At 70.4% G+C, this 26,386-nt stretch carries 28 protein-coding genes; 17 read left to right on the top strand and 11 right to left on the bottom strand.

From position 1 onward, the window contains the following. Positions 1–37: 37 nt before the first annotated feature. From ACE3TA_RS17960 to rpsD, 5 genes are all read left to right on the top strand, one after another. Complete coding sequence (locus tag ACE3TA_RS17960) at positions 38–814, top strand: RNA methyltransferase (RefSeq protein WP_374575690.1); 777 nt, start codon at positions 38–40, stop codon at positions 812–814. Then, a complete protein-coding gene (locus ACE3TA_RS17955) occupies positions 811–1,890 on the top strand; it encodes an NAD(P)H-dependent flavin oxidoreductase (protein ID WP_374575689.1) in 1,080 nt (359 codons plus the stop codon). The genes ACE3TA_RS17960 and ACE3TA_RS17955 overlap by 4 nt, the downstream gene beginning before the upstream one ends. 11 nt (positions 1,891–1,901) lie before the next feature. Continuing rightward, entirely contained in the window at positions 1,902–3,140 is a 1,239-nt protein-coding gene (locus ACE3TA_RS17950) for a DUF1254 domain-containing protein (RefSeq protein WP_374575688.1), read from the top strand. Between the two features lie 2 nt (positions 3,141–3,142). After that, positions 3,143–4,387, top strand: coding sequence for a DUF1254 domain-containing protein (locus tag ACE3TA_RS17945; protein ID WP_374575687.1), 1,245 nt, complete (start codon positions 3,143–3,145; stop codon positions 4,385–4,387). Positions 4,388–4,554: 167 nt separating this feature from the next. Continuing rightward, positions 4,555–5,172, top strand: a complete 618-nt coding sequence (gene rpsD, locus ACE3TA_RS17940; protein WP_374575686.1) for a 30S ribosomal protein S4 — start codon at positions 4,555–4,557, stop codon at positions 5,170–5,172. A gap of 60 nt (positions 5,173–5,232) precedes the next feature. On the opposite strand, the gene ACE3TA_RS17935 is transcribed toward rpsD, so the two are convergent. Then, positions 5,233–6,141, bottom strand: coding sequence for a LysR family transcriptional regulator (locus ACE3TA_RS17935; RefSeq protein WP_374575685.1), 909 nt, complete (start codon positions 6,139–6,141; stop codon positions 5,233–5,235). A gap of 101 nt (positions 6,142–6,242) precedes the next feature. Here ACE3TA_RS17935 and ACE3TA_RS17930 point away from each other — a divergent pair, with 101 nt between their 5' ends. From ACE3TA_RS17930 to ACE3TA_RS17910, 5 genes are all read left to right on the top strand, one after another. Continuing rightward, a complete protein-coding gene (locus ACE3TA_RS17930; RefSeq protein ID WP_374575684.1) occupies positions 6,243–7,424 on the top strand; it encodes an MFS transporter in 1,182 nt (393 codons plus the stop codon). A 2-nt stretch (positions 7,425–7,426) separates the two neighbouring features. Further along, positions 7,427–8,464, top strand: a complete 1,038-nt coding sequence (locus ACE3TA_RS17925; RefSeq protein WP_374575683.1) for an aldo/keto reductase — start codon at positions 7,427–7,429, stop codon at positions 8,462–8,464. A 71-nt stretch (positions 8,465–8,535) separates the two neighbouring features. Further along, a complete protein-coding gene (locus ACE3TA_RS17920; protein WP_374575682.1) occupies positions 8,536–9,099 on the top strand; it encodes a helix-turn-helix domain-containing protein in 564 nt (187 codons plus the stop codon). Positions 9,100–9,111: 12 nt separating this feature from the next. After that, complete coding sequence (locus tag ACE3TA_RS17915) at positions 9,112–9,657, top strand: N-acetyltransferase family protein (RefSeq protein WP_374575681.1); 546 nt, start codon at positions 9,112–9,114, stop codon at positions 9,655–9,657. Between the two features lie 35 nt (positions 9,658–9,692). Beyond that, positions 9,693–10,070, top strand: a complete 378-nt coding sequence (locus ACE3TA_RS17910) for a hypothetical protein (RefSeq protein ID WP_374575680.1) — start codon at positions 9,693–9,695, stop codon at positions 10,068–10,070. Between the two features lie 35 nt (positions 10,071–10,105). Here ACE3TA_RS17910 and ahpF read toward each other — a convergent pair whose 3' ends face one another. The 7 genes from ahpF to ACE3TA_RS17875 form a co-directional block, all read right to left on the bottom strand. Next, positions 10,106–11,686 (bottom strand): alkyl hydroperoxide reductase subunit F, encoded by a 1,581-nt coding sequence (gene ahpF, locus ACE3TA_RS17905; RefSeq protein ID WP_374575679.1) that lies wholly within the window; start codon positions 11,684–11,686, stop codon positions 10,106–10,108. A gap of 78 nt (positions 11,687–11,764) precedes the next feature. Continuing rightward, on the bottom strand, positions 11,765–12,328 hold the full coding sequence (ahpC, locus tag ACE3TA_RS17900) for an alkyl hydroperoxide reductase subunit C (RefSeq protein ID WP_374575678.1): 564 nt from the start codon (positions 12,326–12,328) through the stop codon (positions 11,765–11,767). A gap of 334 nt (positions 12,329–12,662) precedes the next feature. Further along, positions 12,663–13,085, bottom strand: a complete 423-nt coding sequence (locus tag ACE3TA_RS17895) for an acyl-CoA thioesterase (RefSeq protein WP_374575677.1) — start codon at positions 13,083–13,085, stop codon at positions 12,663–12,665. Positions 13,086–13,102: 17 nt separating this feature from the next. Then, positions 13,103–13,447, bottom strand: a complete 345-nt coding sequence (grxD, locus tag ACE3TA_RS17890; protein ID WP_374575676.1) for a Grx4 family monothiol glutaredoxin — start codon at positions 13,445–13,447, stop codon at positions 13,103–13,105. Between the two features lie 89 nt (positions 13,448–13,536). Continuing rightward, on the bottom strand, positions 13,537–14,433 hold the full coding sequence (locus tag ACE3TA_RS17885; RefSeq protein ID WP_374575675.1) for an aldo/keto reductase: 897 nt from the start codon (positions 14,431–14,433) through the stop codon (positions 13,537–13,539). A 10-nt stretch (positions 14,434–14,443) separates the two neighbouring features. Further along, entirely contained in the window at positions 14,444–14,677 is a 234-nt protein-coding gene (locus ACE3TA_RS17880) for a BolA family protein (RefSeq protein WP_374575674.1), read from the bottom strand. Positions 14,678–14,802: 125 nt separating this feature from the next. Continuing rightward, entirely contained in the window at positions 14,803–16,035 is a 1,233-nt protein-coding gene (locus ACE3TA_RS17875) for a serine hydrolase domain-containing protein (RefSeq protein WP_374575673.1), read from the bottom strand. Between the two features lie 102 nt (positions 16,036–16,137). Here ACE3TA_RS17875 and ACE3TA_RS17870 point away from each other — a divergent pair, with 102 nt between their 5' ends. The 3 genes from ACE3TA_RS17870 (at position 16,138) to ACE3TA_RS17860 (ending at position 18,468) form a co-directional block, all read left to right on the top strand. Beyond that, entirely contained in the window at positions 16,138–17,136 is a 999-nt protein-coding gene (locus tag ACE3TA_RS17870) for an amidohydrolase (protein ID WP_374575672.1), read from the top strand. Between the two features lie 13 nt (positions 17,137–17,149). Further along, the gene (locus tag ACE3TA_RS17865) at positions 17,150–17,632 is read left to right on the top strand and encodes a CinA family protein (RefSeq protein ID WP_374575671.1); all 483 of its coding nucleotides are present in this window, start codon (positions 17,150–17,152) and stop codon (positions 17,630–17,632) included. 113 nt (positions 17,633–17,745) lie between these two features. Further along, positions 17,746–18,468, top strand: a complete 723-nt coding sequence (locus ACE3TA_RS17860) for a cytochrome b/b6 domain-containing protein (protein ID WP_374575670.1) — start codon at positions 17,746–17,748, stop codon at positions 18,466–18,468. On the opposite strand, the gene ACE3TA_RS17855 is transcribed toward ACE3TA_RS17860, so the two are convergent. After that, the gene (locus ACE3TA_RS17855; RefSeq protein WP_374575669.1) at positions 18,469–18,894 is read right to left on the bottom strand and encodes a VOC family protein; all 426 of its coding nucleotides are present in this window, start codon (positions 18,892–18,894) and stop codon (positions 18,469–18,471) included. It lies immediately after the preceding gene. Between the two features lie 8 nt (positions 18,895–18,902). Further along, positions 18,903–20,156 (bottom strand): NADH:flavin oxidoreductase/NADH oxidase family protein, encoded by a 1,254-nt coding sequence (locus ACE3TA_RS17850; RefSeq protein WP_374575668.1) that lies wholly within the window; start codon positions 20,154–20,156, stop codon positions 18,903–18,905. A gap of 120 nt (positions 20,157–20,276) precedes the next feature. Between ACE3TA_RS17850 and ACE3TA_RS17845 the strand changes: the two genes are divergently transcribed. The 4 genes from ACE3TA_RS17845 to ACE3TA_RS17830 all read left to right on the top strand — a co-directional run bounded on the left by ACE3TA_RS17845 (position 20,277) and on the right by ACE3TA_RS17830 (position 24,104). Further along, positions 20,277–21,170: a LysR family transcriptional regulator gene (locus tag ACE3TA_RS17845; protein ID WP_374575667.1), complete on the top strand. Its 894-nt coding sequence runs from the start codon at positions 20,277–20,279 to the stop codon at positions 21,168–21,170. Positions 21,171–21,282: 112 nt separating this feature from the next. Beyond that, positions 21,283–22,599, top strand: coding sequence for an NADH-quinone oxidoreductase subunit NuoF (gene nuoF, locus ACE3TA_RS17840; RefSeq protein ID WP_374575666.1), 1,317 nt, complete (start codon positions 21,283–21,285; stop codon positions 22,597–22,599). Positions 22,600–22,660: 61 nt separating this feature from the next. After that, positions 22,661–23,227: a TetR/AcrR family transcriptional regulator gene (locus ACE3TA_RS17835; protein ID WP_374575665.1), complete on the top strand. Its 567-nt coding sequence runs from the start codon at positions 22,661–22,663 to the stop codon at positions 23,225–23,227. 64 nt (positions 23,228–23,291) lie between these two features. Next, entirely contained in the window at positions 23,292–24,104 is an 813-nt protein-coding gene (locus ACE3TA_RS17830; protein WP_374575664.1) for an SDR family oxidoreductase, read from the top strand. On the opposite strand, the gene purL is transcribed toward ACE3TA_RS17830, so the two are convergent. Beyond that, a complete protein-coding gene (gene purL, locus ACE3TA_RS17825; RefSeq protein ID WP_374575663.1) occupies positions 24,101–26,326 on the bottom strand; it encodes a phosphoribosylformylglycinamidine synthase subunit PurL in 2,226 nt (741 codons plus the stop codon). The two genes, ACE3TA_RS17830 and purL, sit on opposite strands and share 4 nt — an antisense overlap. Positions 26,327–26,386: the final 60 nt, after the last annotated feature.

Here is a 26,386-nt window from a genome sequence, read left to right as displayed (position 1 = left end):
CCCTTGCAATTGAGCCCGCAGCGGTCAGATAGACCGCATGTCCGCCCCAACCCCGCCGTCAGTCATCCTTTCCACGCCGCAACTGGCCGAGAACATCGGCGCCTGCGCCCGGGTGATGGCCAACTTCGGCCTTTCCGATCTTCGCCTCGTCAATCCGCGCGACGGCTGGCCGCAGGAGCGGGCCTGGGCCTCGGCCTCAGGCGCAGACTGGCCGCTGAACGACGCCAAGGTGCTCGAGCGGGTGGAGGACGCCGTCGCCGACCTGCAGGTGGTGTTCGCCACGACGGCGCGGCCGCGCGAGTTGCAGTTGCCGATCCTGACGCCGCGCGAGGCGGCGGCCGAGCTGGCCAAGGCCGGCGCCGAGGGCCTGCGCACGGGTCTGTTGTTCGGCGGCGAGCGCGCCGGGCTGGAGACCGCCGACATCGCCCTTTGCCAGGCGGTGGTGACCATTCCCATCGACCCGCGCTTCCGCTCGCTGAACCTGGCCCAGGCGGTGGCGCTGAACGCCTATGAGTGGCGCATGACCCAATCGACCACGCCGCCGCCGGCCTTCCGCGAGGGTCCGCCGCCGGCGGACGGGGCGACGATGCTGGGCCTGTTCGAGCACCTGGAGCGGGAGCTGGAAGAGGCCGGCTTCTTCCACCCGCCAGAGAAGAAGCCCTCGATGGTGCAGAACCTGCGCGCGGCCCTGTCCAAGGCGCAGTTCTCCGACCAGGAGGCGCGCACCTTTCGCGGCGTGATCACGGCCCTGTCGCGCGGGCGGGGCAGGGTGCTGGAGAAGCTGGCGCGGCAGAAGGCGGAGCGCGGTCAATGAGCCTGGCGGCCCTACTAGAAGCGCTGCCGATTCCGATCCTGCAGGCGCCGATGGTGGGGGCCTCGTCCGACGCCATGGCGCTCGCGGTGAGCCGGGCGGGCGGCATGGGCTCGATCGGCGCCGGGGCTGCGCAGCCCGACGCGATCGGCGCGGCCGTGGAGAAGCTCAGGGCCCAGACCGACGCGCCGTTCGGCGTGAACCTGTTCGTCGTGCCGCCCGCGCGGCCGGACGGGGCGGTGGTGGCCGAGGCGCTGGAGCGGCTGGCGCCCTGGTACGCGCGGGTCGGCTCGCCGCTTCCCGAGGCGCCGAACGACTTCGCCCCTGATTTCGCGGCCCAGTTCGAGGCGCTGATCGCGGCGGCCCCGCCGGTGGCCTCCTTCACCTTCGGCATCCTGACGGGCGACCAGGTGGAGGCCCTGCACCGGGCGGGGACCTATGTGGTGGGAACGGCGACCACCGCCGCGGAGGCGCGGGCCTGGGCCGCGGTCGGCGCCGACGGGATCTGCGCCCAGGGCTTCGAGGCCGGCGGCCATCGCGGCCACTTCCTGGCCGAGCCTGACGCGAGCCTGGTGGGCACGCTGGCGCTGGTCTCCACCGTCCGCGCGGCCGTGGACCTGCCGGTGATCGCCGCCGGCGGGATCATGGACGGCAAGGGCGTGGCCGCCGTGCTGGCGCTGGGCGCTTCGGCCGCGCAGATGGGCACGGCGTTCCTGCTCTCGCAGGAGACGGCGATCAGCGCGCCCTGGCGCGCGGCGGTGGCCGGGGCGAAGGACGATTCCACGCGGCTCACCCGCGCGTTCAGCGGCCGCCACGCCCGCGGAATCGAGAACCGCTTCATGCGCGAGATGCGGGTTTCGGAGAACGATGTTCCGGCATACCCCGTGCAAAATCGTCTGACCCAGCCCCTGAGGGCCGCCGGGGCCCGCGCCGGGGACCCGGAAGTCCTGTCGCTGTGGGCCGGACAGGCGGTGAGCCTTGCGCGCGAGGGCGAGGCGGGCGAGATGGTCAAACGCTGGTGGGCCGAGGCGGGAGACGCCGCCCGGTCGCTGGTCCAGCGGACGGGACGAAACACCTAAGGGAGACGGACATGGCGGACTTGAAGGCGGCGGCGCGGGAGGCTTGGCTCTACACCCTGCCGCTCATCGAGATCGCCACGACCCGGACGCGGGTTCTGGGCCTGGGCCAGCAGATGAACGTCTTCACCCACGTGCGCCGCCTTGCCGACCACCGCCACCGGGCGGTGACCACGCCCAACAACGACACCTACTACTCCACCGCCCAGGTGGACCTGTCCCACGGGCCGGTGACGATCAGCCTTCCGCCTTCCGGCGACCGCTACCTGTCGCTGGCGCTGATGGACGCCTACACCAACAACTTCTGCATCCTGGGCACCCGCACCACCGGACCGGACGGCGGCGTCTTCAAGCTGGTCGGGCCGAACGACGCGGCCGAGGGCGCCAACGTGATCCGCTCGCCCACCAATCATGTCTGGGCGCTGGCGCGGGTGCTGGTGGACGGCCCGCACGACGCCGAGGCCGCCCAGTCGGTGCAGGCCGGCATCTCCATGCAGGGCCCCGCCGCGCCGCCGCCGCCGGCCCAGGCCGCGCGCTCGGCGCACTGGAGCGACTACTTCGCCAGCGCCTGCGCGCTGATGGGCGTCAACCCGCCGCCGCCCACCGACCGGGCGCTCCTGTCGCGCATCGCCCCGCTCGGCCTGGAGGAGGGTTTCGATCCGGCCCGCTTCAGCCCCGCCGAGGTCGCCGAGATCGAGGCCGGGATCGCCGAGGCGAGGAAGGACGCGCGCAAGTCCGGCCTGGGCGGCAACAGCTTCATCGACGGCTGGTCCTATCCGGAGCCGACCCTCGGAAACTTCGGCCAGGACTACGACTACCGCGCGGCGGTGGCGCTCTCCGGCCTGGCGGCCCTGCCGCCGGTGGAGGCGGTCTACATGCGCGCCGAGGGGAACCTGCCCGGCGGGCTCTATGACGGGACGAAGAACTGGCGGCTGCACTTCGGCGCCGACCGGCTGATCCCGGTGAACTCGTTCTGGTCGCTCAGCCTCTACGAGGCGACGGACGACGGGCAGTACTTCTTCGCCGAGAACCCGCTGGGCCGCTTCGCCATCGGCGACCGCACCGAGGGCCTGACCTACAACGACGACGGCTCGCTGGACATCTGGATCGGCCACGAGGATCCCGGCGAGGCCAAGCGTTCCAACTGGCTGCCGGCGCCGGCCGCGCCCTTCGCCCTGTTCATGCGCGCCTACCTGCCCAAGCCCGAACTGCTGGTCGGCCGCTACCGCCTGCCGCCGATCACGGAGGCCTGAGCATGAACGCCGTCGACCTGAAGACCGCGGCCAAGGAAGCCTGGCTCTACGTCCTGCCGCTGATCGAGGTGGCCAACGCCAACATCATGGGCCTGGGGCCGGACACCCCGCTGAACACCCTGACCCATGTGCGCAACCTGGCGGACCACACCTTTCGCGACATCACCACGCCCAACAACGACACGCTCTATTCGACCTCCAAGATCGACCTGTCGGCGGGGCCGGTGACGCTGACCCTGCCGGCGTCCGGCGAGCGCTACCTGTCGCTGGCGCTGATGGACGCCTACACCAACAACTTCGTCGTCCTGGGCACGCGCGCCACCGGGCCGGACGGCGGAACCTTCACCCTGGTGGGGCCGGCTGATGCGGCCGATGGGGCCAATGTCGTGCGCGCGCCGACCAACCATGTCTGGGCCCTGGCGCGGGTGCTGATCGACGGTCCGGCGGATCTGGAAGCGGCCCGCGTCGTGCAGTCGGGCCTGTCGGTGCAGGGTCCGGCGGTCGCGCGCCCCGGCCCCATCGCCAGCCGGCGCGATCCCTGGCCGGCCTATTTCGCCAGCGCCGCCGAGCTCCTGAAGGCCAATCCGCCGCCGGCCACCGACCGGGCGCAGCTTCAGCGCATCGAGGGACTGCGCCTGCTGGACGGGTTCGACCCGGACCGCTTCAGCGAGGACGAGAAGGCGCAGATCGCCGCGGGCGTGGCCGAGGCGATCCACGACAGCCGCCGCGGCGGCCTGGGCGGAGCGAGCTTCGTCGACGGCTGGTCCTATCCCAATCCGGCGCTGGGCGACTTCGGCCAGCTCTACGGCTTCCGCGCGGCGGTGGCGCTGTCGGGCTTGGCGGCCCTGCCGCCGGTGGAGGCGATGTACATGCGCGGCCGGGGCGACATGCCCCGCGCGCTCTACGACGGGGCCAAGACCTGGCGGCTGCACTTCGACGCTGACCGGCTGATCCCGGTGGACGGCTTCTGGTCGTTGACGCTCTACGAGGCGACCGACGACGGCCAGTACTTCTTCGCCGACAACCCCTTGGGCCGCTACTCCATCGGCGATCGCACCGAGGGGCTGACCTACAACGCCGACGGTTCGCTCGACATCTGGATCGGCCATGAGAGCCCCGGCGAGGCCCTGAAGGGCAACTGGCTGCCGGCGCCGGCCGAGCCCTTCGCCCTGTTCATGCGGGCCTACATCCCGCGGGCCGAGCTGCGCGGCGGCCGCTATCGCCTGCCGCCGGTGGAGGAGGCGTAAGGGCCGCCAAGGTTGACTCCGAAGGCCCGGGCCGTCATACACCGCCCCTTCCTCCGCCGGGCCCGCCCGAGCGGATGCGATGCTTATACGGGTGATGTGGTCGCCGCCGTTGAGATCGCGCCTTCGTCGGGAAGGCGCCGGCCCGCGTCGAATTGAGAGAGTTACGTATGACCAAGCGTCATAGCGCCAAGTACAAGCTCGACCGCCGGATGGGCGAAAACATCTGGGGTCGCCCGAAGTCTCCGATCAACAGCCGCGCCTACGGCCCGGGCCAGCACGGCCAGCGCCGCAAGTCCAAGGTGTCGGACTTCGGCCTGCAGCTTCGCGCCAAGCAGAAGCTGAAGGGCTACTACGGCAACCTGACCGAAAAGCAGTTCGCCCGCATCTACCAGGACGCCGCGCGCCGCAAGGGCAACACCTCCGAGCACCTGATCGCGCTCTTGGAATCGCGCCTGGACGCGGTGGTCTACCGCGCCAAGTTCGTGCCGACCCCCTTCGCCGCCCGCCAGTTCGTCAACCACGGCCACGTGACGGTGAACGGCAAGCGCGTGAACATCCCGTCCTACCGCGTGAAGCCGGGCGACGTGGTGGCCGTGCGCGAGCGCTCGCGCAACATGGCCCTGGTGCTGGAAGCCCTGGCCTCGTCGGAACGCGAGACGCCCGACTACATCCAGGTCGACGCCAAGGGCATGGCCGCCACCTACGTGCGGATGCCTGAGCTGGCCGAAGTGCCCTATCCGGTGAAGATGGAACCGAACCTCGTGGTCGAGTTCTACGCGTCCTAACCGGCGCCGACACCGAAGTCTTCGCGAAGGCCCCGGAGCGATCCGGGGCCTTTTGCTTTGTCAGGCGTCGATCCGCACGTGCTCGGCCAGGAAGTCGATGAAGGCGCGCACTCGCGCCGGAAGAGGACCCCGCGCGCCCTGATAGATGACGTGGATGTCCTCCCGGTCGCCGGGGTTCAGGTCCTCGAGGACGGGCGTCAGCCGGCCCTCGGCGATATCCGGATCCACATGGAAGCGGGCCAATCGCGCCAGGCCGACGCCCCCGAGCGCCAGGAGCCGCGCCGCCTCGCCGTCGCTGGCGCGGGCGATCGGCGGCGGCGACACCGACTGGACGGTCGATCCGACCAGGAACGGCCAGCCGCTGATCAGGCGGGGAAACGTCCAGCCGACGCCGACGTGGTCCAGCAGCTCGGCCGGGGTCTTCGGCGCGCCGCGACGGGCGAGATAGTCGGGCGAGGCGACCACGACCATGCGGCTGCTCCCGAGCTTGCGCGCGATCAGCGACGAGGGCTCCAGCGGGCCCACCCGGATGGCGACGTCGGCCCGCGCCTCCATCAGGTCGACGACGGTGTCGGACAGCACCACGTCGATGGTGACCTCGGGGTAGCGGGCCAGGAACTTCGGCGTCAGCTGCAGCACGTAGCGCATGCCGAAGGGGATGTTGCTGTTCACGGTCAGGTGGCCCGCGGGGCGCGCGCCGGCCGCTGCGGCGCGCTCGGCCTCGTCCAGGTCGGCGAGGATCGCCACCGCCCGGTCGTAGAAGGCCCGTCCCTCGGGCGTGAGCTGCAGCCGCCGGGTCGAGCGGTTCAGCAGCCGCGCGCCGAGCCGCCGCTCCAGGCGGGACATCAGCTTGCTGATCGCCGACGGCGTGAGCCCGACGTCGCGCGCGGCCGGCGTCAGGCCGCCCAGGGCGACGATGCGCACGAACACTTCCATCTCGGCGGCGCGATTGGCTTCGAAGCGCGACATGTTGAATTCAATTCACATAAGTTAGTCCTATCGGCCCCCTAATTCATTTTCGGCGTCGAGGCCATCTGCGGCGGGTCCTGTTGTTCCCCCGGAGATCGCGCATGCCGCTCGCCGTGTTCGCCTTGACCGTCGCCGCCTTCGGGATCGGCACCACCGAATTCATCATCATGGGCCTGCTCCTGCAGATCGCCGGCGACATGGGCGTCTCGATCCCGACCGCCGGGCTGCTGATCTCCGGCTATGCGCTGGGCGTCTTCGCGGGGGCGCCGATCCTGACCCTCGCCACGCGCCGGGCCCCCCGCAAGGCCGTGCTTCTCGCCCTCATGGCCATCTTCATCGCCGGCAACGCCGCCTGCGCGCTGGCGCCGAACTACGGCCTGCTGATGGCCGCGCGCGTCCTGACCTCGCTGGCGCACGGAACCTTCTTCGGCGTCGGCTCGGTGGTCGCCACCGGCCTCGTCGGGCCCGAGAAGCGCGCGTCGGCCATCGCCGCCATGTTCATCGGCCTGACGGTCGCCACCCTTCTGGGCGTTCCGTTCGGGGCTTGGTTCGGCATGTGGCTGGGATGGCGCGCGGCCTTCTGGGCGGTCGCGGCGATCGGCGTCGTCGCCTTCGCCGTCCTTGCGCTCCTGGTTCCCGACGACGTCGGGCGGGACGAGGACGTCGCCACCCTGCAGGACGAGCTGGCCGTCCTGGCGCGGCCGCAGGTGCTGCTGGGCCTTGCGACGACGGTCCTGGGCTTCGCCGGGCTCTTCACCGTCTTCACCTACATCCAGCCGCTGCTGATCCAGGTGACCGGGCTCGCGCCCTCGGCGGTCTCGCCGGTCCTGCTGGTCTTCGGCGCAGGGTTGGCGGCGGGCAACATCGCCGGCGGCTGGCTGGCCGACAGGGGCCTGGCCCGCGCGCTCCTGACGACGATCGGCGCCCTGGTCGGCGTGCTGCTCGTCATGGCGCCGGCGCTCGAGGCCAAGTCGGCGACCGTGGCGTTGGTCGGCGCGCTCGGCGTGGCCGCCTTCGCCACGGTGGCCCCGCTGCAGCTCAACCTTCTGGAACAGGCGGGCGGGGCGGGCCGCACGCTCGCCGCCAGCCTGAACATCGCCGCCTTCAACCTCGGCAACGCGCTCGGCGCCTGGGCGGGCGGCCTGACCATCGATCAGGGGCCCGGCCTGCCGGCCCTGCCGCTGGTGGCGGCCGCCGTCACCGCCTTGGGCCTGCTGCTGGCGATCGCGAGCGTGACGCTCGGCCGGGCGAGCAGCCCGCTTTGTTCCGTGGAAGGAGAGTAAGGATGGAATACCGCAACCTGGGCCGCTCGGGCCTGAAGACGCCGGTGCTGAGCTTCGGGACCGGCACGTTCGGCGGCCGCGGGCCGCTGTTCTCCGCCTGGGGGCGGACGGACGGCGCCGAGGCGCGGCGCATGATCGACCTGTGTCTGGAAGCCGGGGTCAATCTGTTCGACACCGCCGACGTCTATTCGGACGGCGCTTCGGAGGAGGCGCTTGGCGCGGCGATCAAGGGACGCCGGCATGAGGTCCTGATCTCCACGAAGACGGGCCTGCCGATGGGCGATGGTCCGAACGACGCGGGGACCGCGCTGGAGCGCCTGCCGCGCGCGGTCGAGGCTTCGCTGCGCCGGCTCGGTACCGACTACATCGACATCCTCCAGCTCCATGCGTTCGACGCGGCGGCTCCGGTCGAGGAGGTGCTCTACGGGCTGGATCTGCTCGTTCGCGCCGGCAAGGTCCGCTACGTCGGCGTCTCCAACTTCTCCGGCTGGCAGCTCATGAAGTCGCTGGCCGCCGCCGAGCGCCACGGCTGGCCGCGCTATGTCGCCAACCAGACCTACTATTCCCTGGTCGGCCGGGACTACGAGTGGGAGCTGATGCCGCTTGGCCTGGATCAGGGCGTCGGCGCCCTGGTCTGGAGCCCGCTCGGCTGGGGCCGCCTCACCGGCAAGCTGCGCCGCGGCCAGCCGCTGCCGGCGCTGAGCCGCCTGCACGACACCGCCCAATGGGGCCCGCCCGTCCCGGACGAGCGGCTGTTCAACGTGGTCGACGCGCTCGACGCGGTGGCCGCCGAGGCCGGGCGGACGATCCCGCAGGTCGCCATCGCCTGGCTCCTCAGCCGCCCGACGGTCTCCTCGGTGATCATCGGCGCCAGGACCGAGGCCCAGTTGCGCGACAACCTTGGCGCGGTGGGCTGGTCGCTGACGCCGGACCAGATCGCGCGGCTCGACCGGGCCAGCGACGTCATGCCGGCCTATCCCTACTATCCCTATCGCACGCAGGAGGCGTTCGCCCGGCTCAATCCGCCGATCGTAGGCTGAGGTCGAACGCGCCCCGGGCGGCGGCGTGCCGGCCGCTTGGATATTCTCGAATATGAGATATTCTCTCGTAAATGGACTCGCCCGACCTGGACGTCGACGATCGCCTGGCCCGCCGCCTGGCCGAGCTGCGGCGCGGCGAGGGCTGGTCGCTGGAGGAGCTGGCGGCCTTGAGCGGGGTGAGCCGGGCGACCCTGTCCAGGGTGGAGCGGGCCGAGGTGAGCCCGACGGCGGCCGTGCTGGGGCGGCTCTGCGCGGCGTTCGGCGTGACCATGTCGCGCCTGTTGGCCGAGGTGGAGGGGACCGGCGCGGCGCTGGTGCGGGCCGAGGCCCAGCCGGTGTGGACCGACCCGCAGACCGGCCTCGTCCGCCGCTCGGTCTCGCCGCCGAGCGCGGGCCTGGCGGGGGAGCTGATCGAGGTGCGCCTGCCGGCCGGGACGCGGGTGGACTATCCGGGCCCGCCGCGCGCGGGACTGGAGCACCACCTCTACCTGTTGGAAGGAACGCTGGAGGTGACCCTGGAGGGCGAGCGCCATCGGCTGCAGCCGGGCGACTGCCTGCGCTACCGCCTGTTCGGGCCGAACAGCCTGGCCGCGCCGGGGCCGGACGCGGCCCGCTACCTGATCGCCATCATCTGAGGGAGCCGAAGGATGTTCGCCGCCGCGGAGCTTCGCATCGACCGGCTGGAGGCCCCGCCGTCCGAGGCCGATACGGAAGCGCTTGCGAAGGTCCTGCACGCCTGCGTGCACGCCGGGGCCAGCGTGGGCTTCATCCTGCCGTTCGAGCTGGCGGACGCGCGCCGGTTCTGGGCGGAGGCGGTCTTGCCGTCGCTGGCGCGGGGCGGGCGGCGGCTGTTCATCGCCCGGCTGGACGGCGAGGCCGTCGGCACGGTGCAGCTTTGCCTGGAGACCATGCCCAATCAGGCTCACCGGGCGGACGTATCCAAGCTCCTGGTGCATCCGAAGGCGCGGCGGCGCGGGATCGCGCGGGCGCTGATGCTGGCGCTGGAGGCGGCCGCGCTGGACGAGGGGCGCAGCCTGCTCACCCTGGACACCCGCTCGGGCGACGCCGCCGAGCCGCTCTACCTGTCGCTGGGCTACGAACTGGCCGGGCGTTATCCCGGCTACGCCCGCGCGCCGGACGTGAACGAACTTGAGGCGACGAGCCTGATGTTCAAGGCGCTGGCGGCGGCCTGATCGCGCCGCCGGCGAAGCTGTGATTGAGTGGCGTCATGCATCGCCGCCTTGTCCTGATCGCCGGCCTGTCGCTGCTCGCCGGGTGCGCCGGCCAGACGCCGCCGGTCCTGACGCCCGCCAAGGCGCCGCTGGCCGAGCTGGAGCCGCTCTATGCGGCCGTGGCGGGCCGGGGCGAGATCACCATCGAGGTGGCTTCCAACGGCTGCACGACCAAGGCCGACTTCGCCTTCTACGTGGAACCGACCGGCCAGTCGGCCACCCTGGCGTTCGCGCGTCGGCGGCTGGATGTCTGCAAGTCGTTCGCCCCGGGCAAGACGAAGCTCGCCTTCACCTATGACGAACTCGGACTGTCGCCGGGCGAGCCGGTGTTCCTGCTCAATCCGCTGGCGGCCTGGACCGGGCCGGGGCGTTAGGCGGGGCCGGCCGGGAGCCGGCCCCGTGCAAACGGTCAGGCCGCGACGGGCTCCTCGACCGGAGCCATGCGGATCAGATAGTCGAAGGCCGACAGGGCGGCGGTGGCGCCGGCGCCCATGGCGATGACGATCTGCTTGTAGGGCACGGTCGTCGCGTCGCCGGCGGCGAAGACGCCGGGAACGGAGGTCGCCCCCCGCGCGTCGATCTCGATCTCGCCGCGCGGCGACAGGGCGAGCGCGCCTTTCAGCCACTCGGTGTTCGGCACGAGGCCGATCTGAACGAAGATCCCTTCCAGCTCGACGCGGTGCAGCTCCTCGGTCTTGCGGTCCTTGTAGCTGAGGCCGGTCACCTTCTCGCCGTCGCCGTGCACCGCGGTGGTCTGGGCGCTGGTCAGCACCGTCACGTTGGGCAGGCTGGCGAGCTTGCGCTGGAGCACCGCGTCGGCGCGGAGCTGGCCGTCGAACTCGATCAGGGTGACATGGGAGACGATGCCGGCCAGGTCGATGGCCGCCTCGACGCCGCTGTTGCCGCCGCCGATCACCGCCACGCGCTTGCCCTTGAACAGGGGGCCGTCGCAGTGCGGGCAATAGGCCACGCCCTTGTTGCGGTACTCTTCCTCGCCGGGCACGCCCATCTGCCGCCAGCGGGCGCCGGTGGCCAGGATGACCGTCTTGGCCTTCAGGCTGGCGCCGTGCTCCAGCTCGACCTCGACCAGGCCGCCGGGTTGCGCCGCCGGGACCAGCCGCACGGCGCTTTGCAGGTTCATCACGTCGACCTCGTAGTCCTTGACGTGCTGTTCCAGCGCCGCGGCCAGCTTGGGGCCCTCGGTGTGCGGGACGGAGATGAAGTTCTCGATGGCCATGGTGTCCAGCACCTGGCCGCCGAAGCGCTCGGCCGCCACGCCGGTGCGGATGCCCTTGCGCGCGGCGTAGATGGCCGCCGCCGCGCCGGCCGGGCCGCCGCCGACCACCAGCACGTCGAAGGCTTCCTTGGCCTTGATCTTCTCGGCCTCGCGCGCAGCGGCGCCCGTGTCGAGCTTGGCCAGGATCTCCTCCAGGCCCATGCGGCCCTGGGCGAACGGCTGGCCGTTCAGGAGCACGGTCGGCACGGCCATGACCTTGCGGGCCTCGACTTCGGCCTGGAACAGGGCGCCGTCGATCGCCACGTGGCGGATCTTCGGATTGAGCGCGGCCATGGTGTTCAGCGCCTGCACCACGTCGGGGCAGTTCTGGCAGGACAGCGAGAAATAGGTCTCGAAGGCGTAGTCGCCATCCAGCGCCTTGATCTGCTCGATCACCTCGGGCTCGACCCGCGGCGGGTGGCCGCCGACGTGCAGCAGGGCCAGCACCAGCGAGGTGAACTCGTGGCCCATGGGCAGGCCGGCGAAGCGGACGCCGACATCCTCGCCCGGACGGGTGATGGCGAAGGAGGGCCTGCGGGCGTCGGCGCCGTCCAGGCGCACGGACACCTTGTCGGAGGCCGCGGCGATGTCGGCGATGAGGTCCTTCATCTCGGCCGACTTCGCAGAGTCGTCGAGGCTGGCCACGAGCTCGATCGGCTGACGCAGATTCTGCAGGTAGGCGGCGAGCTGGGTCTTCAGGCCTTGGTCCAACATGGCGGGCTCCAATAGGAAACGGGGGAGGGGCCGCCGCCCGCCGGCGAAATGCGGCGGACGGCGACGGTTGGGGCGGACTTAGATCTTGCCGACCAGGTCCAGCGACGGGGCGAGGGTCTTCTCACCCTCTTCCCACTTGGCCGGGCAGACTTCGCCCGGGTGGGCGGCGACGTACTGGGCGGCCTTGACCTTGCGCAGCAGTTCGGCGGCGTTGCGGCCGACGCCTTCGGAGGTGATCTCCATGAACTGGATCACGCCGTCCGGATCGACCAGGAAGGTGCCGCGGTCGGCCAGGCCCTGGCCTTCGCGCATCACGCCGAAGTTGTTGGTGACCACGCCGGACGGGTCGCCGATCATGAAGTAGTCGATCTTGCTGATGACCGGCGAGCTGTCGTGCCAGGCCTTGTGCGAGAAGTGCGTGTCGGTCGACACGGAGTAGATCTCCACGCCCAGCTTCTGGAACTCGCCGTAGAGGTCGGCCATGTCCTCCAGCTCCGTCGGGCAGACGAAGGTGAAGTCGGCCGGGTAGAAGAAGAACACCGACCACTTGCCCTTCACGTCGGCGTCGCTGACGGTGACGAACTTGCCTTCCTTGAAGGCCTGGGCGGTGAACGGCTTGATCTCGGTGTTGATCAGGGACATCGGGTCTCTCCTGTTTGCGTCACGATGGCGGCTGTGTATCCCGCGCCGCAGCATGAAGAAAATTGATTTTCCCTGGAAATAGCATAGAGAAAATCGATGGGCGTGGCGCGGCCGTTCCCGTGGGATCGCCCGCGCGCGACGCCGCCCAGGAAAGCCGTGCCCGAGGCGAAAGCCGTGATTCAGGTCAATTCGGCGGGACTTGGCGCGGGGGCGCCCGCCGGCTCGCCCGATAGAGGACGCCTATCGCCGCGGTCGCGGGAAATTGGCGCGGGCGCATTTTCTTCGCGGGTGCAAAAAAGCGGGGCCGGCGCCTTCCCGAACGCCGGCGGCCGGCTCAGGCGAACATGTCGATCATCCAGGCCGGCACGCGGCGCGGCCGGCCGGTGGCCTGCTCGATCAGGCACCAGACGGTGCGGGCCTGGGCGCACATGTGGCCGTCGGGCCCGTCGATGCGGACGTAGCGGTCGAAGCGGGGCCCCTCGGCCGTCTCGGCGACCCAGGTGCGCGAGGTCGCCGTCTCGCCGGGCAGCAGCGGACGGCGGTAGTCCACCTCATGGCGCAGGACGATCCACGCCCACCTGGGCCGCTCCTCGGCGGGGCACAGGCTGTCCCAATGGGCGGTGGCGGTGTCCTGCACCCAGCGCAGATAGACCACGTTGTTCACGTGGCCGTTCTCGTCGATGTCCTCGGGCGAGGGCGCGAAGGCGCGCGAAAACACCTTGGCCCCGGTGCGGGGCTCGAACGGCTTGCCGCTCATGGCCGTCCCTTCAGGGATCAGGCGGACAGGACGCCCTGTTCGGTCAGGAACGGCCGCAGCTCGCCGGACTGGAACATCTCGCGCAGGATGTCCGCGCCGCCGACGAACTCGCCCTTCACATAGAGCTGGGGAATGGTCGGCCAGTCGGAGAAGGACTTGATGCCCTGGCGCAGTTCCTCGTCCTGCAGCACGTCGACGCCGACGAAGTCGACGCCCAGGTGATCCAGGATCTGCACCACGACCGCGGAGAAGCCGCAGCGGGGCTGCTCGGGCACGCCCTTCATGAACAGCACCACCGGGTTTTCGGCCACGGTGTTGGCGATGAAGTCGTGAACGGGGGTGGCGGTCGCCGCGTCGGTCATGGTTCGCCCCTTCGGTGCGAGGAACTGGTTGTCCGACAGCTAGGGAGCCGAGGCGGCGGGGTCAAGCGCGCGGCCTGTCGCGGCGCGCCTCAGGCGCGCTTCTGCTCGGCCTCGTTGGCCTGGGGGCTGAAGCGGGCCATCTCGATCTGGGCGGCGACGCCGGTGGGCAGGTCGCGGTCGGCCACCGCGCACATGCGCTCCAGGATCTCAGCGCGGGCGACTTCGACCTGGATGGTGGCGAACGCCGGCTCGGTGAGGGCGTAGGCCAGGCACAACTCCGAGGCGGCCCAGCCCGAGGTCTCGTGCAGGAAGGCGTAGGTGCCGGCCCCGGCCAGGGGCTCGACGTGGCGGCGGAAGAGGCCCGTCTTCTGCGGCTGGACGGCCTGGGGCTTGAGCAGGGCCTGGGGAAAGACGTCGTAGCCGATCAGCGCCATGTTGGCGGCCACCGCCTCCTTCATGCGCCGGCGCACGTCCCAGCCGGAGGTGAGGTTGAACGGCGAGGCGGCGACCTCGAAGGTCGGGTCGGCGATCACCGCGTCGATCACCGGGCCGCGGCCGGCCACGCCCATCTGCAGGGCCACGCCCGCCGAGCGCATGTCGTCCAGCAGGCGGTGGGCGTCCTCGGTGAGGGTGGCGAACGCCTGCTCGTCGAACATCAGAAGATCGAAGTAGGCGCAGTGCGTGCGTTGCAGTCCGCCGCGCACGCTGGCGGAGATGATGTCGGCGGTGAGCGGCCGGCCCGGCTCGCCGCGGATGCGCCAGGTGAGGAACAGCAGCCGGCGTTCGACCGCCTGGAGCGCGCCCTGCAATCCGGCGCACATGGCCTCCGAGCCGGCGACCATCTCGAAGCAGTTCACGCCGCATTCCATGGCCGCGAAGATGAACGAGCGCCAGGCCAGCGGCGTGGGCAGGGTCGGGCTTTCGCGCATCAGCAAGCTGATCGCGGAGACCGCCTTTCCCGAGATGCCGAAGGGCCGGTAGCGCATCAGCCGTTCCCTACCCCGGCGTCGCCGTTTCGAGGGCCAGGGCGTGGAGCTCGCCGCCCATCCTGCCTTTCAGGGCCGCGTAGACGAGCTGGTGCTGGCGCACGCGCGGCAGGCCCTTGAAGGCGCTGGAGACGATGCGCGCGCGATAATGGTCGCCGTCGCCAGCCAGGTCGTCGACGCGGATGTCAGCGTCGGGAAAGGCTTGTCGCAGGCAAGCCTCTAGATCTTCGATGGCCATGGGCATGTCGGCCGCTCCACTCCAGGGAATCTTTGTCGTCCGAAATGCTTAACGCGATCATAGCAAATTAAAGTTGAGAGGGCCGGCCGAGAGCCTTTGCGGGCGCTCGCCCTCGGCCGGCGCGCGCGCTCCTAGTCGACGATCGCCGAGTAGATGATGCTCTTCAGTTGACCGCGGAAATTGAAGGTGCCCGACGGCATGAGCTGGGTCATGAAGACGACCGTCAGATCCTCCTTCGGATCGACCCAGAAGATGGTCGAGGCCGCGCCGCCCCAGTAGTAGTCGCCGGCGCCGAGCGAGCCGGTCTCCACCTGGCCCATGGTGGAGGCGAAGCCCAGGCCGAAGCCGACCCCGTCGTTGGCGGTTTCAGAGAAGGTGCCGAGTGCGACGCTGGACAGGTCCTGGCCGCCCGGCAGGTGGTTCATGTGCATCATTTCCAGCGTGCGCGGGCCGACGATGCGCTTGCCGTCCAGCTCGCCGCCCCGGCGCAGCATTTCGCAAAAACGCATGTAGTCGGCCGTCGTGCCGGTCAGGCCGCCGCCGCCGGAGGTGAAGCCGGGCGGCTGGGCGAAGGGGCTTTCGGCCGGATCGTCGATCAGTTTGAGGGACTTGTCGGGATTGCGCTGGTAGTTGGCGCAGAAGCGGTCGAGCTTCTCCGGCGCCACCTGGAAGGCGGTGTCCTTCATGCCGAGCGGCTCGAAGATCTCTTCCTGCAGATACTGGGCGAAGGGCTTGCCGGAGATCACCTCGACGAGCGCGCCGCAGACGTCGGTGGCCAGGGAGTACATCCAGGCCTCGCCCGGATGGTAGAGCAGCGGCACCTTGCCGAGCTTGTCGAGGAAGACGTGCATGGGATCGGCGCCGCCGACGCTGCGCACCTTCAGCTCGCGATAGATCTTGTCCACGGGGTGCTGGATGCCGACGCCGGGCAGGCCGCCGCCGTAGGTCAGGCCGCTCATGTGGCCCAGCACGTCGCGGAAGCTCACCGGCCGGCGCGGCGCCTCGGTGACCATGTCGGCGCCCTCGCCGGAGATCCAGACGCGATGGTTCTTCCAGGACGGGGCGTAGCGGCTGACCGGGTCGTTGAGCTGGAAGTAGCCCTTCTCGTAGAGGCTCATCAGCGCGATCGAGGTGATCGGCTTGGTCATGGAATAGATGCGGAAGATGGCGTCGTCGGCCATCGGCTTGTTCCGCTCCAGGTCCATCTTGCCGAACGACTTGAAATAGGCGGTGTGGCCGTGGCGGGCGACGGCCAGCTGGCAGCCGGCGATCTTGCCGGACTGGATGTAATTGCGCTCCAGGTGATCGCCGATGCGTTCGAGCCGGTCGGCGTCGAGGCCGGTCCACTGCGATTGAGCGTCCATGAAAAAATCCTCCCGTGAATAGCGGCTCTTTGAATTGGCGGGCATCATGAGCGCGGCCGGCGGGGGATTCCAAGAAAAACCGCCGATGCAGGGGAGGGGCGCATGACCAATCAGGCTGAGGCGGCCGTCGAGGAGATCATCGAGCCGGACCTGCCGATCTGCGATCCCCACCACCACCTGTGGGACTATCCGGGGACCAGCCGTTACCTGCTGGACGAGCTCCTGGCCGACTGCGGCTCGGGCCACAACATCGAAAGCACCGTCTTCGTCGAGTGCGCCTCGTTCTATCGGGCCGAGGGGCCGGAGGCGCTGAAGCCGGTGGGCGAGACCGAATTCGTCAACGGCGTGGCGGCCATGTCGGCCAGCGGCGTCTACGGGCCGATCCGCGCCTGCGCCGGCATCGTCGGCTTCGCCGACCTGACCCTGGGCGGGGAGGTGGAGGAGGTGCTGGCCGCGCACATGGTGGCCGGCGGCGGGCGCTTCCGCGGCATCCGCCACGCCGGCGGCTGGGACGCCAGCGCCGCCGTCAGGAACAGCCACACCAACCCGCCGGAGAACCTCTACGGGCGCGACGACTTCCGCGCGGGGTTCGCCAAGCTCGCCGACTTCGGCCTGTCGTTCGAGGCCTGGCAGTTCCATCCGCAATTGCCGCAGGTGATCGACCTGGCCCGCGCCTTCCCCGGCCAGCCGATCGTCTTGGACCACGTGGGCGGGCCGCTGGGCATCGGCCCCTACGCCGGCAAGCGCGACGAGATCTTCCCGGCGTGGGAGCGCCACATCCGCGAGCTGGCCGAATGCCGCGACGTGGTGGTCAAGCTGGGCGGCCTGGGCATGGCGATCTGCGGCTTCGAGTTCCACAAGCGTGAGGAGAAGCCCGGCTCGGCGGAGCTGGCAGAAGCCTGGCGGCCCTACATCGAAACCTGCATCGAGGCGTTCGGGCCCGAGCGGGCGATGTTCGAGAGCAACTATCCGGTGGACGGGGTCTCGTGCAGCTATGCGGTGCTATGGAACGCGCTGAAGAGGATCGCCGCCGGCGCCTCGGCCGCCGAGAAGGCGCTGCTGTTCAAGGACACGGCGCGCCGCGTTTATCGCCTGGATTGAGGGAAGGACCCGCATGGATCAGTTGTTCGCCGCCGCCGAGGAGATCGGCGCCCAGCTCAAGGCCAGGGGCGAGACCGTCTCGGTGGCCGAGTCCTCGTCGGGCGGGCTGATCTCGGCGGCGCTGCTCGGCGTGGCCGGGGCCAGCGCCTACTACCTGGGCGGGGCGGTGGTCTACACGGCCAAGGCGCGGGTGCTCCTGATGGACCTGCCGCGCGAGGCGGTGACGGGGATGCGCTCGGCGAGCGAGCCTTACGCCCTGCTGCTGGCCCGCACGGCCCGCGAGCGGTTCGGCGCCACCTGGGGGATATCCGAGACCGGCGCGGCCGGCCCGACCGGCAACCCCTACGGCGACGCCGCCGGCCACACCTGCATCGCCATCTCCGGCCCTGTCGAGATGGCGCTGACCATCGAGACCGGCGAGAGCGACCGGGCCGCCAACATGCGCGCCTTCGCCGCCGCGGCGCTGGACCTCTTGAAACGCGCGACGGCCGAATAGGAAGTTCTCAAGTCCTGGACCAAGTCTTTCACCCGCCAATGCTTCGCAAAGGCGGTTTTCGTGTCAGGTTGGTTTCAGAAATGGGGCGCATGCATCGCCGAACGGAGGCGATCATGACTGAAGAGCCGATCAATACAACGAGAACTATTCGCGCCTGGGACTTGCCGCTTCGGCTGTTCCACTGGGCGCTGGCGATCAGCATCGCCGTGGCGTTCCTGTCGTCGGAAGAGGACAGCGCGCTCGCGGCCTGGCACATGGCGGCGGGCTGGACCGCCGCCGTGCTGATCGCCTTCCGCCTGGTCTGGGGTTTCATCGGCGGGGAGCACGCGCGGTTCGCCAGCTTCCTGCGGCCCGGCCGGATCGGGGCGCACCTGCGCGAGCTGCTCGGCGGCCGGCCGGCCGCGACCGTGGGGCACAATCCGCTGGGCGCGCTCGCGGTGGTGGGCCTTCTCGGCCTGACGGCGGCGACGGTGTTCACCGGAGCGGCGCGTGGAGAGGATCTGCACGAAGCCCTCGCCTACGCCCTGCTGGCCCTGGTGGGCGTGCACGTGGCGGCGGTGGTGGTCATGTCGCTGGCGACCCGGGAGAACCTGGTGCGGGCCATGGTGACCGGCTCCAAGCCGGCCGCGCGCCACCCCGGCGCGCAGGACGCCAAGCCGCCGCGCCGGGCGGCCCTGCCGGTCGCCGCGGCCGTGATCGCCCTGGCGGCGGTGGCGGTGACCCGCGTCGACCCGAACGCCTTCAGGCCCGGCGTTCGCGACGAGGCCGCCGGCGAGCATCATGGCGGCGACCAGGCGCGGGGCGGCGCCGAGCATGAGGAAGACGAGGACGACTGATCAGGCGTCCGCCTCCGAGGCCGGGAAGTTCAGCTCCACGACCACCCCCGTCGGATCGAGCAGGAACACCTGGCGCAGGCCGAGCTGCGGGACGGTGCGTTCGTTGAAGCCGACGCCGCACGCCTCGAGGCGGCGGCGCATGGCGGGCCAGTCGCGGGCGAAGAAGGCGAGGTGGTCCACCGCGCCCGAGCCCTGGTCCGCCGCTCGCGCGCCCAGATAGGCGGTCAGGCCCTCGCCTGTCCCTTCACCGATCAGGTGGACGACGCCGTAGCTCGCCTCGTCCTCGCCAAGGTAGAGCCAGGCGCCGGGGAAGGGGAACGGCGGGCGGTATCCCGCCCGCAGCCCCAGGACGTCGACATAGAAGCGCCGAGAGGCCTCCAGGTCGGGCGTGCGCACGGCGTAGTGGGCGATGCCGGTGAGGCTCATGGCGTCGCTCAGGCGGCCTTGCGGCCCCGGTGGTCCATCAGCGCGCGGACATAGCCCTCCTCCAGCGCGCGGAACTGGGCGGTCGCCTCGGCGCCGTCGAGCGAGAGGTCCGGGTCCAGGCCGTCGCCCAGGCGCTCGAGCTGCATGTTGAACCAACCCATCAGGTGGAAGAGGCCGAGGTGGTCCTCGGGCGCGGCGGCCCGCTCGATCACGCCGGAGATCAGGCGCGCGCCGGTCTCCGGATCGGCGATGAACGGCCGGCCGATCCCCACCAGGTCGAGTTCGCCGTCGTCCAGGGCGGAGGTCATGGCCGAGGCCGTGCGGAAGCCGCCGGTGACCATCACCGGCATGGCGGCGACGGCCTTCACCGCCCCGGCGAAGGCGACGAAGTAGGCCTCGCGCGCGACGGTGCTGGGACGGCGGCCGTCTTCGCCTTCGTCCTTGAAGGAGGCGCCCACCTGCTTGGGCTGTTCCAGCGAGCCGCCGGAGAGCTCCAGGAGATCGAGGGTGGAGGCGTTCAGCCATTCGACGAGCTTCAGGCACTCGGCGTTGGTGAAGCCGCCCTTCTGGAAGTCCGAGGCGTTGAGCTTCACGCCGATGGGGAAGTCGGGGCCGACGGCCTGGCGCACCGCCGCGATGGTCCGCAGCAGCAGGCGGGCGCGGTTCTCCAGCGGGCCGCCCCACTGGTCGGTCCGCAGGTTGGAGAGCGGGCTCAGGAACTGGGAGAAGAGATAGCCGTGGGCGGCGTGGAGCTGCACGCCGGTGAAGCCGGCCTGTTTGGCCAGGACCGCGGTGCGGGCGAACTGGCCGATCGCGTGTTCGATTTCGGCCTCGGTCATCGGCCGGGGCGGGGAGAAGGCGTAGCCGGCGCCGCGGGCCACGTCGATCTCCACCCGCGAGGGCGCCAGCGGCTCGGGATTGATCGCGCTGATCACCTGGCGGCCGGTATGGCCGAGCTGGGCCCAGAAGTGGGCGCCGCCGGCGGTGGCCGCGCGGGTGAGCGATCGCAGCGCCGCCATGCCGGTCTCGTCCTGCAGCGCCACATTGCCGGCCCGTTCCAGGTGCCAGGGATCGACCTGGATGTTGCCGGAGAGCAGCAGGCCCGCGCCGGATCCGGCCCAGCGGGCGTAGAGCCGCTCCAGGCGCGGGGTGGAATGGTTGTCGACGTCGGCCAGGCCCTCGCTCATCGCCGCCTTGACGATGCGGTTGGGCAGGACGGCGCCGGAGGGCAGCCGCAGCGGGCGGGAAAGCGGAGTCGTCATCACCGGGTCCTCATGGGCGCCCCGGCGAGGCGCGGGGCTGAGGCCCGGACATCTATGACGTTTCATGTTCGGATATAATCGACGTATAATTCCATGATTTATGGAATTGAAGTTGAGAATATGCTGAGCGACGTCGCCGAATTGCGGACCTTTCAGCGGATCCTGGCGCTCGGCAGCCTGTCGGCGGCGGGGCGCGACCTGGGCGTCGGCCTGGCGGTGGTGAGCAAGCGGCTGGCGAGCCTGGAGCGGCGGGCCGGCGTGCGGCTGGTCAACCGCACCACACGCAGCCTGTCACCCACCGAGGAGGGGCTGGCGCTGCTCGGCCATGTGGAGCGGGTGCTCGACGAGCTGGACGCGGCCGAGGCGCAGCTCGCAAGCGGCCGCGAGACGCCCTTCGGCGTGCTGCGGGTGAGCGCGCCGATCTCGTTCGGCCGGATCTACCTGGCGCCCGTCGCCGCCGAACTGACCGCGCGAAATCGGCGGCTCGACGTGGACCTTCGGCTCGACGACCGCCTGATCGACATGGTCGAGGGCCGCATCGACCTGGCCATCCGGATCGGCGAGCCGCGCGACAGCGCCGCGGTGATGCGCAAGCTGGCGGACAACCACCGGATCCTGGTGGCGGCGCCGGCCTATCTGGCGCGGCGCGGCCGGCCGCGCACGCCGGACGAGCTGGCCGTCCACGACCTCCTGCGCTTCGGCGAGGGCCTGGAGCCGTGGCGGCTGGAGGGGCCGGGGGGCGAAGCGGCCGAGGTGGACTCGCGCCCGCGCCTTCGGGCCGACAACGGCGACGTGATCCAGGCCTGGGCCCTGGCCGGGCACGGGGTGATGCTGAAGTCGGAGCTGGACGTGGCTGACGAGCTGCGCACGGGCGCCCTGGAACGGGTGCTGCCCGACTGGAGGAGCCGCCCGGCCCCGGTCTACGCCCTGACGCCCGCCGGCCGTCACGTGCCGACCAAGACGCGCGTCTTCCTCGAGGCCCTGACGGCCCGGCTGAAGTCGGGCGAGCCATGACGCCTATGCACGTGCTGCTTGTGAGGCGGGCTCACTAGGCGCGGGCCGAAATGTCGTTTGCCTGGCCCTGGGGCCGGCCCACATCCTTCGCCGCAGCCAGGGGAGGCGCGCGATGACGTTGGGTGTGCTGGAGGACAAGGACCGTATCTTCACCAACCTCTACGGCGTGCACGATGTCGGCCTGGACGCCGCGCGGGCGCGCGGGACCTGGCGCCTGACCCGCGAGATGCTGCAGCAGACGCCGGAGTGGATCTGCGACCAGGTGAAGGCCTCGGGCCTGCGCGGGCGAGGCGGGGGCGGCTTCTCCACGGGGCTCAAGTGGACCTTGATGCCCGACGGGCGCAGCGGGCGGCCGCACTATCTGATCGTCAACGCCGACGAATCCGAGCCCGGGGCCTGCAAGGACCGGGAGATCCTGCGTTATGAGCCGCACGTGGTGATCGAGGCCTGCCTGGTCGCCAGCTACGCCATCCGCGCTCACGCCTGCTACGTCTATGTCCGCGGCGAGTACGTCCACGAGCGCGAACGGCTCGAGACCGCGATCCGGCAGGCCTATGAGGCGCGCCTGATCGGCAAGGACAACATCCACGGCTGGGACTTCGACCTCTTCGTGGCCCACGGCGCCGGCGCCTATGTCTGCGGCGACGAGATGGCGCTGCTGGAGAGCCTGGAGGGCAAGAAGGGCCAGCCCCGGCTCAAGCCGCCCTATCCGGCCGGAGCCGGGCTTTTCGGCTGTCCGACGACCATCAACAACATCGAGTCCATCGCCGTCGTCCCGACGATCCTGCGGCGGGGGGCGGAGTGGTTCGCGGGCTTCGGCCGGCCGAACAACGCCGGCGTCAAGCTGATGGCCGGCTCGGGCCACCTGAACCGTCCCTGCGTGGTCGAGGAGACAATGTCCATTCCCATGCGCCAACTGATCGAGGAGCACTTCGGCGGGGTGCGCGGCGGCTGGGGAAACCTGAAGGCGGTGATCCCAGGCGGGGTCTCCATGCCGATGATCACGGCCGAGCAGGCCGAAACCGCGCTGATGGACTACGACGACCTGCCCCGCTTCAATTCGCGCCTCGGGACGGCGACCCTGATCGCCTTCGACCGCGACGCCGACCTGGTCCGGGCCATCGCGCGCGTGTCGCGGTTCTTCAAGCACGAGAGCTGCGGACAGTGCACGCCGTGCCGCGAGGGCACGGCCTGGATGTGGCGGGTGATGGAACGCATGGCCAGCGGCGAGGCGGAGATGAGCGAGATCGACCTGCTGCTCGACGTCGCCAGCCAGGTCGAGGGCCACACCATCTGCGGCCTGGGCGACGCGGCCGCCTGGCCGATCCAGGGCCTGTTCCGCAATTTCCGCCAAGAGGTGGAGGCCAGGATCACGGCCTATCGCCGGGCGCGTGGCGTCTACGCCGCGGCCTCGCTCGCCGCCGCGTAGGCGCTGACGCCGCCAGCCGGCGGCTGTTGACCAAAGCCGAATTTGAATTCATTATCGGCCCATGCGGCAGAAGGATGAAGCCAAGGCGCAGGAGATTCTGCGGGCCACCCTGGACGAGGTCCAGGCGGTGGGGCTGGCCGGCCTGTCGATCGAGGCGGTGGCGCGGCGCGCGGGCGTGGCCACCGGCACGGTCTACACCTACTTCAAGGGCAAGGGCGCGCTGCTGGACGCGCTCTATCTGAAGACCAAGCGGAGCTTCGCCGACTTCATCGTGCGCGACGAGAACTTGCCGCTGCGCGCCGCCTTCGAGCGGATGGTCAAGGCATACATGGATTATGTCATTGATCATTATGCAGAACTTATCTTCATGACGCAGATGGCGAACTCGCCGTATCTGACCGACGAGACGCGCGAGACCGCCGCGCTCGCGGCCCGGCCGGCGCTGGAGCTGCTGGAGCGCGGCAAGGCCGAGCACCTGTTCAAGGACATCGACAGCGCCTGGCTGGCGGCCTTCGTCATGGAGACGTTGAAGGCCATGGCCGCGCTGGCGGCCACCCAGCCCAAGGCGCGCCGCGCGGCGCTGCAGGACGCGGCCGTCACCCTCTGCTGGGACGCCCTCAAAGCCTGACCGGCCGCCAATCACCCGTTCGTCATGTGCAGAAGTTGAATATATATTCAATAGGGAGCCTGAAATGACCAAGACCATTGTCATCACCGGCAGTTCCACGGGCCTGGGCCGCGCCACCGCGCTGCTGTTCGCCAAGAAGGGCTGGAAGGTGTTCGCCACCATGCGCGACCCGTCCAAGGAGACCGAGCTCGGCCAGGTCGAAGGAATCAAGGTCGTCGCCCTGGACGTGACCGATCCGGCGCAGATCGAGGCGGCGGCCAAGGCGATCCTGGCGGCAGGGCCGGTGGACGTGCTCTTCAACAACGCCGGCTACGGCCTGGCCGGCCCGTTCGAGGGGACCAGCGACGAGCAGCTCCAGCGCCAGCTCGACACCAACCTGTTGGGCGTGATGCGCGTGACCCAGGCGTTCCTGCCGGCGATGCGCGAGCGCGGTTCGGGCCAGATCGTCACCACCACCTCGATCGGCGGGCTGGTCACCTTCCCGTTCAACTCGGTCTACCACGCCACCAAGTGGGCGCTGGAGGGCTGGAGCGAGAGCCTGGCGTTCGAGCTGGCGCAGTTCGGCATCCAGGTGAAGACGGTGGCGCCGGGCGGCATCGCCACGGACTTCGCCGGCCGCTCCATCGTGCGCACCGAGCACCCCGCCTACGCGGAGGCGACCGCCAAGGTCGCGGCCGCCTTCATGAGCCCGGAGCGCCGCGCCCAGGGCTCCACGGCCGAGCAGATCGCCGAGGAGGTCTATGAGGCCGTGGCCGACGACAGCGGCAAGGTGATCCACGTGGCCGGCAATGACGCGCGGGCCAACTACGCCCGGCGGCTGGAGGCGGGCGTCGAGGCGTTCCGCGCCGGCGTGCGGCAGATGTTCTTCGGCGCCTAGCTCGCAGCCTCGCCCATGTAGGCCGGCATCCAGCCCTCGTGGGCGGCGCGCAGCTTCTTCAGCGGCAGGCTGAAGAGCCCGTCGACGGCCAGGTCCTCGCCGCCGGCCTGGCCGACGACGGCGGCCGGCAGGTCGGCGTGGACGGCGGCCTTCAGGATGGGGTCGGGGTCGGCCACGGCGATCAGGTAGCGCGCCTGATCCTCGCCGAAGAGCTCGGCGTGGGCGACGCTGTCGTAGGCGAGCTGCAGGGTCGCGCCGACGCCGGAGGCGAGCGCCATCTCGGCGACCGCGGCGATCAGGCCGCCGTCGGAGAGGTCGTGCACCACGCTCGCCTGGCCTTGGGCGATCAGGCCGCGCACGAAGTCGCCGGTGCGGCGCTCCAGATAGAGGTCGACCGGCGGCGGGGCGCCGTCCTCGCGGCCGAGAATCTCGCGCAGGTACATCGAGGCGCCGAGCCAGCCGTGGGTCTCGCCGACCAGGACGAGGGAGAAGCCCGGCTTCATGCCGGAGAAGTCGGCGCGGTTGGCGTAATCCTCCAGAAGGCCGACGCCGCCGACGGTGGGCGTGGGCGGAATGGCCGCCCCGTTGGTCTCGTTGTAGAGGCTGACGTTGCCGCTCACGACCGGGAAGTCGAGCTCGCGGCAGGCCTCGGCCATGCCCTCGATGGCGCGCACGATCTGGCCCATGATCTCGGGCCGCTCGGGATTGCCGAAGTTCAGGTTGTCGGTGATGGCGATGGGCGTCGCGCCCACGGCGGTGAGGTTGCGCCAGGCCTCGACCACGGCCTGCTTGCCGCCTTCGTAGGGATCGTTCTGCACGTAGCGCGGGGTGCAGTCGCTGGTGACGGCCAGGGCCTTCCTCGTGCCGTGCACGCGCACCAGGCCGGCGTCGGCGCCGGTGGCCGAATCCTCCAGGGTGTCGGCCATGACGTGGCGGTCGTACTGCTCCCAGAGCCAGCGCTTGGAGGCCATGTCCGGCGCGCTCATCAGCTTGACGACCGCCTCGGCGTAGTCGGCGGGCGCGGGCACGTGGCCGGCGTCGACATGCGCGGCCGGGGCCGGAGCGACCCAGGAGCGATCGTAGAGCGGGGCGTCTTCGGAGAGCGGGGCGAGCGGGATGTCGCAGACCACCTCGCCCTTGTGCTTGAGCACGATGTGGCCGGTGTCGGTGGTCATGCCGATGACGGCGGCGTCCAGGCCCCACTTCTTGAAGATGCGCTCGCCGTCGGCCTCGCGGCCGGGCTTGAGGATCGCCAGCATCCGCTCCTGGCTTTCCGACAGCATCATCTCATAGGCGCTCATGCCCTCTTCGCGCTGGGGCACGGCGTCCAGGTCGAGCTCGATGCCGACGCCGCCCTTGCCGGCCATCTCGACCGAGGAGGAGGTCAGGCCGGCCGCGCCCATGTCCTGGATGGCGGCGACCGCGCCGGTGGCCATCAGCTCCAGGGTGGCCTCGATCAGCAGCTTCTCGGCGAAGGGGTCGCCCACCTGGACGGTCGGGCGCTTCTCGTCGGAATCCTCGTCGAACTCGGCCGAGGCCATGGTCGCGCCGTGAATGCCGTCGCGGCCGGTCTTGGAGCCGAAGTAGACGACCGGCAGGCCGGCGGCCGGGGCGGCGGAGTAGAAGATCTTGTCGGCGTCGGCCAGGCCCACGCACATGGCGTTGACCAGAATGTTGCCGTCGTAGCCGCGGTGGAAGTTGGTCTCGCCGGCCACGGTCGGCACGCCCACGCAGTTGCCGTAGCCGCCGATGCCGGCGACGACGCCGGAGACCAGGCGCTTGGTCTTCGGATGGCCGGGATCGCCGAAGCGCAGGGCGTTCAGCAGCGCGATCGGCCGCGCGCCCATGGTGAAGACGTCGCGCATGATGCCGCCCACCCCGGTGGCCGCGCCCTGGTAGGGCTCGATGTAGGAGGGGTGGTTATGGCTCTCCATCTTGAAGATGCAGGCCAATTTCGTTCCATCGGGGCCGTCGCCGATGTCGATGACGCCGGCGTTCTCGCCCGGGCCGCAGATCACCTTGGGCCCGGTGGTGGGGAACTTGCCGAGGTGCTTGCGCGAGGATTTGTAGGAGCAGTGCTCGGACCACATGACCGAGAAGACGCCCAGCTCCACGAAATTCGGCTCGCGGTTCAGGCGCTTGATGATCAGCTCGTATTCGTCGGGCTTCAGGCCGAATTCGGCGGCCGTCTCGGCCATGGATTTCTGGGGCGTGGCGCTCATGGGCGCCTAATAGCCGGACTCGGGCGCGCGCGCGAGATGGGCCGGAACGATCGGGCGGCC

The organism is Phenylobacterium sp. (assembly GCF_041916435.1).
In the GTDB taxonomy this organism is placed as follows: domain Bacteria; phylum Pseudomonadota; class Alphaproteobacteria; order Caulobacterales; family Caulobacteraceae; genus Phenylobacterium.
The sequence above is the reverse complement of the archived record's forward strand: the minus strand, read 5'-3'. Positions and strand labels throughout refer to the sequence as shown.